Genomic DNA, 13022 nt, shown 5'->3' on the forward strand with positions numbered 1-13022 from the left:
AGCGCGCATAGAGGTCACTCTGGGGGAGAGTGGGGATTGCTGTCGGTAAGGAAAACATTCGCAGGCTTTGGCGGTTTGCCCCGCTGCCGCACCACCGTCGCCGCGATGGTTGCGTTGCTGCTTCTGCCGGTCGAGGCCAGCCATGCCGGCTGGCTGTCTGATGTCTTCAAGGGCACGTCAAAGCAAGTTCAATCGCCAAAGCGTCAGGCGCCAAAGCAGAGTTCATCGCAAAGGCGCGCCGCCGCGCCAAAGCCGGCCGCTTCGTCAAAGCCTGCCAGGGTAGCGAAGCCTGCCGCCGCGCCCAAGCACCGCACGGCGAAGGCTGTTGCCCCAAAGGCGGCGGCCAAGCCGCCGGTTTCGAAGACGGTCGCAACCACCTGCGAACCGTCAAAGTTCCGGATCGTTCTGGATGTGGGGCATACCGCCCAGTCGGAAGGCGCGATCAGCGCCCGCAACGTTTCCGAGTTCGTCTACAATCTGCGGCTGACGCAGCGGATCGAGGAGAAACTGAAGGCCGAAGGCTTTACCGAGACGAAGTTGCTGCTGACCGAAGGCAAGGCGAGGGCCAGCCTGGTCAAGCGCGTCGCCGCAGCGAACGATCTGCCCGCGAATCTGTTCCTGTCGATCCACCATGACTCCGTGCCCAAAAAATTTCTCGAGGATTGGGAATTCGGCGGCAGGAAAAGCCGTTTCAGCGACCGCTTCAGCGGCTATTCCGTGTTCGTTTCCAGCAACAACCCGGAATACAAGGCGAGCCTCTCGATCGCCGAACTGCTGGCGAAGGAAATGAAGGCCCAGGGCCTGAAATATGCCGAGCAATATTCGCAGCCCATCATGGGCCGCTACCAGCATCCGCTGCTGAACAAGGAAACCGGTGTCTACAGCTATGACAAGCTCATCGTGCTGAAAAAGACCAGGATGGCTGCCGTGCTGCTGGAGGCGGGCTCGATCATCAACCGGGACGAAGAGCTCCAGATGGACTCAGCCGAACGCCGGGACATCATCAGCAGCGGTGTCGCCGCGGCCATCAAGGAATATTGCGATCGTCGATGGGGCATCCTCGGTCCGCTCTGATGGCGACGACCGGAGTTGGCCGGAAGCCCTGCGTCAGCGGGGAGCGCTGGGGATAATCGAAGCGCCGGGCAGCGAATTGATTTCGCTGTCGATGGGGATGCTCCCGGACCGCTGGGTGTAGCCGAATCCGAGTGACAGGCTAAGATTCGGCGCCGGCTGAAATTCGATGCCGGCATTCGCGCGATAGCCCGGCAATGTGCCGGACTTCTTGTCGAACGCCGCAAACGGACCGCCGATGCCGCTATCGTATTTCAAGGTTTCGAACCCGGCATAGAGCGAAACGGGTAACCCGCCCGGGCTTCCGAAATTGTAGCCGGCCTGCATACCCTCGTAACGGAGCGAGCCGAAATTGCCGAACGCTCCAGCCTGGTTGATGCCGTTCCAGTTCATTCCCGCAGGAATGCTGGTGCCGCTGATAAACATGCCGTTCTGGAAATTGTAGCGCGTCGGGGAGTCCTGGTCGGAGGGCAGGGTCCCGCCAAAGCCGAGGGGCCAACTCGGGCTCCAATATGGCACGGGGGCGGCCTGGGCATGGGCCGTCCGCCCGCCCAGACAGAGCGCCGCCAGGACGAGCGCGAGACCTAATCTGCCTGTAAAAATCGACATTCGTACCATCGCCAAATTCCCTCAAATTATACCCTCCGGGTATGGGGAATGCCAGCACGGCGCGTATCGACAGCGTATCGATACTTGGGTTCATGCTTGGGTTCAGGATGGAACCGATGTACTTGGTACCGGTCAATTTGTTAGTATTCGAAGAACCTCTCCAGCCAAGGATATCCGCGTGCAAAAGTTCGAGCCGCTTCGTCAGGTCAACCCCGTTTCAGGCTATGGCAAAAACGACGTTCTGGTCATTTTCGGCGAGGTCTTTGCCCGAGGTTACGTCAACGGCCTGATCGATGAAGCCAAGAAGGCCGGGATGACAGTCATCTATGGCACGGTCGGACGCCGCGATGAAAATGAGCAGCTGCGGCCTTTGACAGCGGAAGAGTTGGCCGAGAAAGACCAGCCGCTGGTCAACGTTCCCTTGGAATGCGGATTCGATCTGGCAAAATCGAGCAAGGGTCTCAGCCCATGCGACCAGCTCAAGGGTTTAAAACTCAGCGAGTGGGACAAGGCCACGGTTGATCTTGCGCAGGTGGAAGAGTCGCGCAAAGCCGGCCGCGAAAATTTTCGCGTGCGCGTGCAGCAATATCTGGTCGAGTTGCAAAAGCAAATTCCCGATGGCGCCAAGGTCCTGATCGCTCACACCATGGCCGGCGGAGTTCCGCGCGCGAAGATCATGATGCCCGTGATGAACCGGGTCTTCAAAGGGACCGCGACCTCTTCCAAGGAATTTTGGGAAGGCGACCTCGGCCGGCTCTGCGAAATGAGCTTTATGGATGTGAGCGCGAATAGCCTTTCGGATCTGATCGAACTGAGTTCCGGGCTGCGCGACAGCGTCGCCAAGAACGGCGGTCAGGTTTCTTACGTGGCCTACGGCTATCATGGCACCGAGATCCTTATTGCCGGCGAGTATCACTGGCAGAGCTACTCACCCTACCTGCAGGGTTTCGCGAAAATCGAACTCGAGAATATCGCGCGGCGCGCGACCGCGGATGGCGTGAAAGCGAGTGTCTTCAATGCGCCGGAGATACTGACCAATTCAAGCTCGATATTTCTGGGTGTTGAAGTGGCGCTCTATCCGCTTCTCGCCGCCTTCAAAAAAGAGGCGCCCGATCATCCGGTTACCAAAAAACTTCTGGCCGAGTGTTCTGACCTGCTGAAGCCCGAGCACAGCCTTGAGGCACTGATCGAGCTCACCGACAATTATTTCCGGTCAGACATTATTCAGCGCTGGACCAAGTTCGAACAATGGCCGCAGCACAATGGTCCCGAGCAGATGGAATTGATGCACGCCACGTCGAAAGCAATTATCGACATGCACAAGGACGGCCGCAAGCTTCTCACGGCGGCGCTGAGCGAAATCGTGTTCAAGGCCTGCGGATACGCCATGCTGCATGAGGCATTGAATCCCCGCCAATCCGTATGGTGGGTCGGTCATCAGTTCGTGACTGAGGCTGCGACCAAGGCCTGACGCGCCGAGGCGCCAAACTTCGGTTGTGACACCCCTGCGCCCCCGCGCAGCGGTTTGCCCGGGCGTGCGCCTGTGCCTTGCGATCACCCCGATTTGAGCGATCCTGATGCCGTCACAGATTGCGGCGCTGCGTTCCGCCCTACACATGGGAAGCGGGGTAGCTGATCAAACGGGGTAGCTGATTAAAGGATATTTGCGATGCGTTTTGTGTTGGCCCTAGGTGTTTTGATCGCCTTTAGTGCTTCTGCCAGCGCCGCAAAGAAGGTGCATCACGCCAAGCCGCGACATGTCATTGTCCGTCCCGTCCAGCCTGTGGACCCGCGCTTCCCGCCCGTGCTGCAGGACCAGACCCCGAGCTACAATGATCCGTCCAAGTTTGGCGGCGCCTGATCTGCGACGAGTTGGAACGAGCGTTGCGACGTTGGGTGTCGAAGCGCGGTAACGCGATCGACCTCGATTGCGGCTAAGCCGAACCTGCGTCAGCCCGCCGCCGCGCCGAACTTCGGCTGGATACCCTGCGCGCCGCGCACCAGTTTGCCGGGGCGTGCGCCGGTGGCCTTGCCGCTACGCTGCGTCACCACGCCGGAGACGATGGTGGCGTCATAGCCGTCGACCTGCTGCATCAGCCGGCGGCCGCCGACCGGCAAATCGTAATGTACCTTCGGTGGATGCAGATGCAATTTGTCGTAGTCGATCACGTTGACGTCGGCCTTGAAGCCCGGCGCGATCACGCCGCGATCGTAGAGACCGACCGAGAGCGCGGTCTTGCGCGACTGCGCCGCGACCACGAACGGGATCGAGAGTTTTTCGCCGCGGCTGCGGTCGCGGGTCCAGTGCGTCAGAAGGTAGGTCGGGAAGCTTGCATCGCAGATGATGCCGCAATGCGCGCCGCCGTCGGAAAGGCCCGGCACCGCGTTCGGGTCGCGCAGCATCTCGCGCGTCGCATCGAGATTGCCGTCGGCATAATTGAGGAACGGCACGTAGAGCATGCCGCGGCCGTCGTCGGTGAGCATCGCGTCGTAGGCCAGCTCTTCCGCCTGCTTGCCCAAGCGGCGGGCCTGCGCGCCCAACGTATTTTCCGGCGGCTGTTCGTAATCAGGGGGATTGCCGAGCAGATACATCTTGTCGTAGTTCGGACGGAAGAACAGCGGGTCATCGGTCGCGGTCGCGTGTTCGCTCAGGATCGCGGCGCGCACTTCCGCCTGGTGCAAACGTGCCAGCCGCTCCTTCAACGGCAGTTTCGCGATCGCCTGATAGCTCGGATGGGTCTGGAACGGGTTGCGCGACAATTCGAGGCCCAGCATCAGCCCGACCGGGCGGGCGGCGATCTGCGCGGTGATCGACAGGCCGCGCGCGGAAGCCTCCGCGATGGTGTCGAGCGTCTGGCGCCAGCGCTGCGGCGCCTTGTCGTTTTGCGTGATCGAGAACGACACCGGGATTTTGGTGTTCTCGGCCACCCGCAGCATCATCGGCAGATCTTCGTTGAGGGTGGAGAGATCGAGCACGAATTGCAGCACGCTGCGGCCCTGGCCGTGCATCGCGGCGGCAATCGCGGTCAGCTCGTCCTCGCCGGCCTTCAAGGTCGGCGTGTAGTCGCCGGTCGATGTGCGGTGGTTGAGGGTGCGCGAGGTCGAGAAACCGAGTGCGCCCGCGCGCACGGCGTCGGCGGCGAGCGCCGCCATCGCCTTGTTGTCGTCAGGCGTGGAGGGATCGCGGCGCGCGCCGCGGTCGCCCATCACATAGACGCGCAAGGCCGCGTGCGGCAGCTGCGCGCCGACATCCATGTCGAAATTCCTTTTCGACAGCCACTCCATGTAATCCGGAAAGCTTTCCCAGGCCCAGGGAATGCCGGCGCTCAACACCGGCTCCGGAATATCCTCGACGCCTTCCATCAGCTGGATCAGGCGGACATGGTCGCTCGGCCGGCACGGCGCGAAGCCGACGCCGCAATTGCCCATGATCGCTGTGGTGACGCCGTTCTGCGACGACGGCGTAATCTCCTGGCTCCAGGTGACCTGGCCGTCATAATGGGTGTGGACGTCGACGAAGCCGGGTGTGACCAGTTTGCCCCGGGCGTCGATCTCTTCCTTGCCTTTCCCCGAAACCTTGCCGACCTCGGTGATGCGGCCGCCCGAGATGGCGATATCGGCTTCATAGAGGTCGCCGCCCTTGCCATCGGCAATATTGCCGCCACGGATCACGAGATCATGGGAACTGGTCATGGCGATTCATCCCGGGTTTGAAATTTTGTTGACTGCATCATCTGATATCCCCTGATGCAGTCAACCGCCGGGATTGAGGTTCAGGAATGCATCACGCTTGTGACCGGGCCCTCCGACCGCGTTTTCGGTTTGCGGTCGGTGATCAATGCGAGCAGTACCGTCAGGACCATGAAGGCGACGGAGGCGCCGAACACCCAATGCGGCAGGTGCTGGTCCATGATCCAGCCGAACAATAGCGGGCTCAGAATGCCGCTGAAGTTGAAGCCGGTGGAGACGATCCCGAAAGCGCGGCCGGCCGCACCTGGAGGGGCGGCGTTGCGCACCAGCATGTCGCGGGAGGGCGCGATCACGCCGCCGAGGAACCCGGCAATTCCCATCGCCGCGGTCAGCACCACCGACGGCAAGGTGGTCGTCGCGATCACCAGCATGATGATGGCGTTGATTCCAAAGCAGGCGGCGGCGACCTGTCCGTGGCGCGTGGTGCGGTCGGCGAGATAACCGCCGGCCAGCACGCCCGCCGCACTGGCGCCGAGAAACGCCGTCAGCGCGATATTGGCGGCCGAGAATGTCACGCCATAGCCGCTCATCAGCGCGACCACGCCGAAATTGCTGATGCCGGCGTTGGAGAGACCAAGCAGCATGAAGAAGAACGTCAGCATGATGATCGCCGATGTAATGACGCTTTGCTGGGGTGCGGCCGCGCCATCGGTCTTGCGGTCGGCCGAACTCGCATCGGGAATGCCGACGGCGATCAGCAGCAGCGCTACGACAGGTCCGACCGCGCCGGCCACGATCAGCGCGCCGAGACCTCCGACCCAAGCGACGAGTGCCGCCATGATCGCGGGCGCCACCGCGCCGCCGAGGAAGCCCGCAAAAGTGTGGATCGAAAACGCGCGGCCCATCCGCGCTTCATCCATATGGGTGGAGAGGATCGCGTAATCGCAGGGGTGATAGACGCTGTTGGCGAGACCAAGCAGAGCGGCGCAGACGATCAGTGACGTGTAGCTCAGATGCATGCCGAGCATGATCAGCGCCAGGCCGCCGACACAAAGGCCGATCAACAGCACCTTGCGCGCGCCGATATGGTCGGCGAGATAGCCGATCGGCGCCTGGGTCAGGCCGGACACCAATCCGAATACGGTCAGGGCGAAGCCGAGCTCGATATAGCCGACGCCGAGCTGTGCCTTCAGATAAGGAAACAGCATCGGCAACACGAAGATATGGAAATGGCTGACCCAATGGGCCACCGAAATTCCCGCCAGCGTGCGCAGAGAACTGTCCGCTTTCACGTGTTGCGGTGCGGTCAGAACATCGACCATATCAGCGTCAAACCCCGTCTCGATCTACGGCCCGGCAAAGGCTGGCTTTTTGAAAATGCCCGCCGAAAATAGTGGTTAGCCGTTATTTGTCCATGAGTACCGCTGCATGGCTGCCCCGGCGCAGGGCGCGGAAGGGGCCAAATGCGTCAATAAGTTCAGGGACAAAGTCGGCTGGCGCGGCAATGATCCGGCATGATCGATCCGGGGAAGCCGCTCCGGGTGCTGGTGTCAGAAGGTTCCAGTACCTCAGCCCGCGAGGCCATCACGATACTGGGCCTGTCGGGCCATCATGTCGAGGTTTGCGATCCCTCCGCCCATTGCCTGGCGCGGTTCTCACGCTTCGTCCGCAAATTTCACCGCTGCCCGGGCCTGCGCGCAGACCCCGCCGGATTTCTGGCGTTTGTCGAGCAATTGCTGGCGCGCGAACGTTTCGATGTGCTGCTGCCGACGCATGAGCAGGGTTTTCTGTTTGCGCGGATGCGCGCGCGACTGGAGGGCCGTGCCGGTGTTGCGCTGCCTTCATTCGAGAGCTATCGCGCCGCGCACAGCAAGGCCGGATTCAGCCGGCTGCTCGATCAGTGGAAGCTGCCGCAGCCGCCGACGCGGATCGTGAAATCTGCACGCGCGCTGCGCGACGCCATCGGTTTTCCAGCCGTGGTCAAGACCTCGATCGGCACCGCAAGCCGCGGCGTCTGGTTCGTGCGCAATACGGATGATCTGGAAATAGCACTGTGTGATCTCGACGCCGGTGATGCGTTCGCGGGCGAGGTGCTGGCGCAGGACCTCATCACGGGCACCACCGAGAAGGCGCAGTCGGTGTTTTGCCGGGGACGGCTGGTCGGCTTTCATGCCTATCGGCAAGTCGCTGCCGGCGTCGGTGGCGGCGAGGCGATCAAGCAAAGCGTGGGCCGGCCGATAGTGCGCGCCTATCTCGAGACGATCGGCGGGCAACTCGGCTGGCACGGTGCGTTGTCGGTCGATTTTATCATGCCCGACGATGGTACGGCGCCGCTCCTGATCGATTGCAACCCGCGGCTGGTCGAGCCGGTCAACGCCTACCGCGCCGGCATTGATCTCGTTGGGTTGCTGCTGCGTGTCTCGCAAGGCGAGACGCCGGAGCCGTTGCCGGAGAGCCGCGAGGGCGTGCTCACGCATCTGGCGATGCAGGCGCTGCTCGGTTGCGCATCGCGCGGCGGCACGCGGGGCGATATTATCCGGGAATGCGGCCGGGTGTTTACCGCCAGCGGACCCTATGCCGGCAGCCGCGAAGAACTCACGCCGGTACGGCTGGACTGGTTCAGCGCCGTGCCGCTGGCGATGACCGCTGCATTTCTGCTGGCCTCGCCGTCGTCAGCGATCAAACTGGCGCGCGGGGGTTTTGGCGCGCATCTGCTCGATGTCGGGAGTATCCGGAAGATCGAAAGCGATGGGTTTGGTTAGATCTCGCGTCGTCCCGGCCTTGAGCTCAGATGCGCAATTGCGCATCGGGGGACCCACCGACGCTTGTTGTTTAGGAGTCTCTAGCCGCTTGCCGTATCACAACGGCCGCGGCGTATGGGTCCCGGCGTTCGCCGGGACGACATGGAATTCACAACGGCTCGTCGTCAGTGCCGTGGCGGTCGTGCTTGGGCGTGGCGATGTCGCCATCCTCGTAATCGTCGTCCTCGACAGGCGGGCCTTTCGGCTTCACGGGCTTGTCGTTGTCCTGCCTAGGAGGCTCGCTCTTTTTGCCGTTTCCGCCCATATCGCGCCTTTTTGCCGGCTCAACCGGCTTTATCCGGACGAATTGACGCATTCACCGTAATACGACCGACTTTGCGCATTATACTAGCGGCAGCAACACGAATTTTCCTTGCCCTTTTTGCCGATATTGCTTCAAACGGGGCAATCACACGGAGCCAAAATGAAGAAGCCTCGCATCGAGACCGAAGAACAGCAGCCGCGCAAGATCATTCGCGCCGACAAGGCGCCGACCAATGGATATTCGCTTGTCGTGGATGGTCACTTCAAATCGCACCACGACACGGTCGAAGCCGCCGAAGAGGCGGGCACGGCGCTCAAGAACAAATTCCAGATGCTGCAAGTGCAGGTCTATGACGCCGAGACCAAGACGCGCTCGATGATCCATTGGCCACCGGCGTAACGCTGCAAGACCGAATTTTTAGACTGAACTTCAAGACTGGACTTCAAAGCTGAGCTCAAGGAGCTCAGCTCAAGGTCTTCGATGTTAAGTCCGTCGTCCGCCGCTTTGCTGGCTCGCCAGCCAATCGCCCAACGCGGGGGTCGGGCGCTTCTCGCCCGGCTTCTTCGATTTGGTCGCTGCCTTCTTTGCCTTGACGGGAGCCGGAGGTGCGGCGGCCTCGCGGGCAAGCCGCAACGCCTTCAGCTTCGCCATATTGTCGAGCATGGCCCTCGAGGCCGCATCGCGGTCGGCCTTGCCGGACCGCGCGTCCTGGGCTGCGCGGGTGGTTTTATCCAGACGCGCCTGGGCGCGGTCGCGATCATCTTTCGTCATTTTACGTTAGCCTTCTTCGCCACTTTGGCTTTCGCTTTAGGCTTGGCCTTCGGTTCGGGCGGATTGGCAAGGTCTTCAGCTTCCTTGGCCAGCCGCAGCGCGCGCAGCTTTTCAGTCCGCTTGCGAATCGCGATGTCGGAGGCCGCGATCTCGGCCATCGCCTTGATGCCCTCGACCTCCTGGGTACGCTTGCGGTGCAGCCGAATCTCTTTCATTTCGGCCGGACTCTTCGGTTCGTCGTTCATCATATACCTCTGAAACCGCGACGCATGCCGTCGGGCGGTGTTTCGGCGGTAATACCATGGATTGCGCCGCTGAGGGGGCGAATTTGGGTCGAAAACGCCCCGTTATCGCGTTGATTCAGCCCTCATGGTGAAGGGCGGTGGGGTCATCGCCGTCTTCAGGACCGCTCTGGTCGAAAGTGGCCAGCCAGGCTGCCAATGTCGTTGACGCCTGACCTTCGGCTTTGACCTGGCGCAGCGCGATGCGGATGCCGGCGCGGCCGTGACGGTCGCCGGCGATCGCCACCGGCGGTTCCCCCGCCAGCACCGCATCGACGACGCGCTGCTTGATCGCGAGCGCTTCGGGATCGCCGCACGCCGCCAGGATCCGTTGAAAACGCTGGTGACGTGTCCGGTCGAACGGCCGGGCTTCGCCCATTCCGTCACGCAACGGATGCGGCGGATAGATGTGCGCGCAGGGAATCCAGCCGTCGGGAACCGGCTCGGTCGCGGCATGGGTCCGGCCGCTTTTCAGGAGTCTTGGCAGCACGTGCGTGTGCGGCCCTTCCGGGCTCTTGCCCGAGGGCGGCGGGATCGGCTGATAGACCTCGATGCGGCCGAGCCGGCTGATGAAGACGCGATGCGGGTTCGCGCCAAGGATCATCCCCATCGCGGGATTGTCGTGTTCGAAGATGGCGCGGCCGCAGAGTTCGCGCAGCCGCGTGGCGAGACTGGGGTTACTGACGCGCACGCAGAAATCCGCCTGCAGCGCACCGAGACCGAGATCGAACAGGAAGGACTCTCGGTCCTCCGGCCGCAGCGCCTCGTGATCGGCGCCGATTTCCGTCAGCGCGTTGCGGCCGTTCATCGCACAATCGCCTGACGGCAGGCACAGCGCGATCCGATGGCTCCAGCCTGATTTGGTGATGCTCTCGGAGGCGAACGGCCGGCTGTTGCCGCCCGGTTTCAGCGCAATGCCGCCGCGCGGCGTCACGGCTGCAACGGCCTCGATCGATTGCGTCAGCCGCACCGACTCGTCGCGGTCGCGTGCGAATTCGGCGATGGCGCCGAACGTGCCGAGGCTCCATTGCGTGTCGGGATCGGCGATTTCCCGCTGCAACAACAGATCGATCGCCGCGACGGCGGAAACATCAGGCATCAACCAGCATTCCCTTAACCCTCGGGGCCAAAGAGAATACTGGCTTGTCAGGTCAGGACAAGCCGGTCCGGAGCGGGCCCCGGACCGGCGTCCGGGCTCAGAACGTCGCGCCGGCCTTCACCATGTAGGTCCGGCCCGGCAGCGGATAGGCGCTGAAGCGGCCGTCGGTGAACGAGCTTGCGATCGCATAGTCGTAGTACAGCGCGTTGAGCACGTTGTTGACGCTCACCGACCAGAAGAAGTGCTGATATGCCCCGCTCAGCTTGAAGTCGATGGTGGCATCGGCCGGGATGCGGCGCTGGGTATTTTTCTGGTCGTTGTCCATGTAGCGCTCGCTCCAGCCGCGCACCGTGGCGTCCGCAACCAGATAATTTTGCCAGATGTTCCAAGTCACGCCGCCACTGGCGGTGTAGCGGGACACCAGCGGAACGTCATTGCCGGCGAACTGCCCTTCACGGAACACCGCCCGGGTGTAGGCCACACCGCCGCGCAGCAGCACGCTGTCGCTGATGCGAAGCGAGGCGCTGGTCTCGGAGCCGTAACGGCGGGTCGGATCGAGGTTGACGTTGTAGAACAGCGCGGGGACGAAATGGATCTCGTTCTCGAGGTCCATGTTGTAGATGCTCGATTGCATCTGGAATCCGCCCGACTTGATGCGGAAGCCGCCTTCGACGTCGTGCGAGGTCTGGGTTTTCAGCTGGAAGGTGCCGGGAATTGGGGTGAAGAAGACAGGATCGAAGGAGGGTCCGGAGGACAATCTCTCGTCGACATTCGGCGTGCGGAACGCGCGGGCGGCCCGGCCGAATACCGAGACGATATTGTTGAAGCGATGTTCGAGGCCGACATGCAGCGCGTGCTGGACTTCGCTGCTATCCAGCGGAAGGTTCTGAGCGCCGCAGGTAAAAAACAGGGCGCAATTCGGCGGATCGTTAAGGCGGTCCCGCGCACTCAGGCTGGTGTTCTGGATTCGCGCGCCGTACGAGAAATCCGTTGTCGGCAACAGCCCAAGGGTTTGCTGCCAATAGCCGGCAATCGTTCTTTGCGACAGATCGTAAGTATGGATCGGCGGTGTGCCCTTAAATTCCGGCCGCTCCTGATGGAACGTCGCATCGTAATAATCGATGCCGGTCAGGATCGAAGAGGGTAGTCCGAACATTACATTCTTGACGCTCAATCGAGGCGTCAGGGACCATGTCTGAAGATGGCTGTCGACGTAACTGTTGGCGAAGGGATTGAAGAACGCGGCCTGCTGTTTCTTGTCCCGCACACCGCCATCGATGATGAGATCGACGCCGTTCCACAGGGTCTTGGTGAAGCCGGCGGTGGCGCTGGCGCCCTGCTGGTTGCCGTAGTCGAACGGCGTGCTGGTGCCGGTGCGGGCCGTGACCAGTTCGTTGACGCCGATCGAGGGATCGACGATGCGGCCGCCGGGGAAGCCGAGCTTCTGATCGTCGCCGGTCACGGTCAGGAACGCGCTGAGGCCGGGCGTGGTGTAGTTGAGGTTGCCGACCCCGTTGCGCTGGTCGAGCGCGTTGTTGACGCGGTAGCCGTCTGACTTGATGGCGTTGCCGTAGAACGACGTCGACCACGGACCGAAATTGGTCGCGGCCGAGACCGAGGCCATGCGCTGGTTGAAGGAGCCGACGCCGGCTTCGCCGCGGATCGCGACCGGCGGGCCGCCGACGCCGTTTTTCAGCACGATGTTGACGACGCCGCCGACGGCATTGTCGCCGTACAGCACCGCGCCGCTGTTGCCGCGGGTGATTTCAATACGCTCGATCGAATCGCGCGGGATGGTCGAAAAATCGACACCGGCCATGTCGACGTCATTGAGCCTGCGGCCGTTGATGAGCACGAGGGTGTTGGAGGTCGCAAACGCGCCGAATCCGCGCAGATCGACGCTGGTCTTCGCGCCGTTGACGCCGCCATACAGGCTGGTGAGCTGCACGCCCGGTGTTTGCGCGATGATTTCCTGCAAGGTCTGCGCGGGTGAATGCGCGATTTCTTCAGCCGTGATGACGGTCGCCGATGTGCCGACGATGCCGGCGAATTGCCGGACGGGCGTTCCGCCACCGCCCTGGCCATCGCCTTGTGACGCGACGTTCGAGCCGGTCCCCGGCGCAGGGTTCCGATTGCTTGACGGCCTCGGGTTCGGCGCGACGACGCGGCGCGTGCCCGAGCCCTGATCGGAAGCGGGTTTGGCGCGGGTCCGGTTCTGGTCGCCGGGCGGGTTGACCTCGATCGCCGGCAGTTGATCCGCTGTGGCGGTCTGCTGGGCCTGCGCGCCGGAATTGGTGAGCGCCATGATCGGCGCCAGAAAACTGGACGCCAGCAAAAAACGGCGGCACCGCTTGGCGGCAGTGGTGGTGGAAGACATGGTTCAGGCCTCGGTATGACGTCAGTGGCACGTCACAGCGAACCAAGTCCCACCATCG

General features: G+C 62.4%; 12 protein-coding genes. 5 read left to right on the forward strand and 7 right to left on the reverse strand.

Annotated elements, in window-relative coordinates:
• Window positions 1-36: 36 nt before the first annotated feature.
• Window positions 37-1074 carry an N-acetylmuramoyl-L-alanine amidase family protein gene (locus tag JQ597_RS38315; protein ID WP_349628877.1) on the forward strand — a complete coding sequence of 346 codons (1038 nt, stop codon included), beginning with the start codon at window positions 37-39 and terminating at the stop codon, window positions 1072-1074.
• Window positions 1075-1107: 33 nt separating this feature from the next.
• On the opposite strand, the gene JQ597_RS24240 is transcribed toward JQ597_RS38315, so the two are convergent.
• Window positions 1108-1680 (reverse strand): outer membrane protein, encoded by a 573-nt coding sequence (locus JQ597_RS24240; RefSeq protein ID WP_212267329.1) that lies wholly within the window; start codon window positions 1678-1680, stop codon window positions 1108-1110.
• A 178-nt stretch (window positions 1681-1858) separates the two neighbouring features.
• Between JQ597_RS24240 and JQ597_RS24245 the strand changes: the two genes are divergently transcribed.
• Window positions 1859-3151, forward strand: a complete 1293-nt coding sequence (locus tag JQ597_RS24245) for an enoyl ACP reductase FabMG family protein (RefSeq protein ID WP_212267331.1) — start codon at window positions 1859-1861, stop codon at window positions 3149-3151.
• Between the two features lie 198 nt (window positions 3152-3349).
• Window positions 3350-3541: a hypothetical protein gene (locus tag JQ597_RS24250; RefSeq protein ID WP_212267333.1), complete on the forward strand. Its 192-nt coding sequence runs from the start codon at window positions 3350-3352 to the stop codon at window positions 3539-3541.
• Window positions 3542-3630: 89 nt separating this feature from the next.
• Here the strand turns inward: JQ597_RS24250 and JQ597_RS24255 are convergent, their stop codons facing one another.
• The gene (locus JQ597_RS24255) at window positions 3631-5373 is read right to left on the reverse strand and encodes an N-acyl-D-amino-acid deacylase family protein (RefSeq protein WP_212267335.1); all 1743 of its coding nucleotides are present in this window, start codon (window positions 5371-5373) and stop codon (window positions 3631-3633) included.
• A gap of 80 nt (window positions 5374-5453) precedes the next feature.
• A complete protein-coding gene (locus JQ597_RS24260) occupies window positions 5454-6692 on the reverse strand; it encodes an MFS transporter (protein WP_212267337.1) in 1239 nt (412 codons plus the stop codon).
• Between the two features lie 192 nt (window positions 6693-6884).
• On the opposite strand from JQ597_RS24260, the gene JQ597_RS24265 reads away from it, so the two are divergent.
• Together JQ597_RS24265 and JQ597_RS24270 are read left to right on the forward strand one after the other, a co-directional pair.
• Entirely contained in the window at window positions 6885-8132 is a 1248-nt protein-coding gene (locus JQ597_RS24265; protein ID WP_212267339.1) for an ATP-grasp domain-containing protein, read from the forward strand.
• Window positions 8133-8595: 463 nt separating this feature from the next.
• The gene (locus JQ597_RS24270) at window positions 8596-8835 is read left to right on the forward strand and encodes a hypothetical protein (RefSeq protein ID WP_212267341.1); all 240 of its coding nucleotides are present in this window, start codon (window positions 8596-8598) and stop codon (window positions 8833-8835) included.
• Between the two features lie 84 nt (window positions 8836-8919).
• On the opposite strand, the gene JQ597_RS24275 is transcribed toward JQ597_RS24270, so the two are convergent.
• From JQ597_RS24275 to JQ597_RS24290, 4 genes are all read right to left on the reverse strand, one after another.
• A complete protein-coding gene (locus JQ597_RS24275) occupies window positions 8920-9207 on the reverse strand; it encodes a hypothetical protein (protein ID WP_249148143.1) in 288 nt (95 codons plus the stop codon).
• Window positions 9204-9452, reverse strand: coding sequence for a transcriptional regulator (locus tag JQ597_RS24280; RefSeq protein ID WP_249132835.1), 249 nt, complete (start codon window positions 9450-9452; stop codon window positions 9204-9206). Before JQ597_RS24280 ends, JQ597_RS24275 begins: the two co-directional genes overlap by 4 nt.
• A gap of 115 nt (window positions 9453-9567) precedes the next feature.
• Entirely contained in the window at window positions 9568-10587 is a 1020-nt protein-coding gene (locus JQ597_RS24285) for a DUF6925 family protein (RefSeq protein WP_212267347.1), read from the reverse strand.
• Window positions 10588-10684: 97 nt separating this feature from the next.
• Window positions 10685-12964 carry a TonB-dependent receptor gene (locus tag JQ597_RS24290; protein ID WP_212267350.1) on the reverse strand — a complete coding sequence of 760 codons (2280 nt, stop codon included), beginning with the start codon at window positions 12962-12964 and terminating at the stop codon, window positions 10685-10687.
• Between the last annotated feature and the right edge of the window lie 58 nt (window positions 12965-13022).

Source organism: Bradyrhizobium sp. AUGA SZCCT0177 (assembly GCF_018130125.1).
Lineage (GTDB): Bacteria > Pseudomonadota > Alphaproteobacteria > Rhizobiales > Xanthobacteraceae > Bradyrhizobium.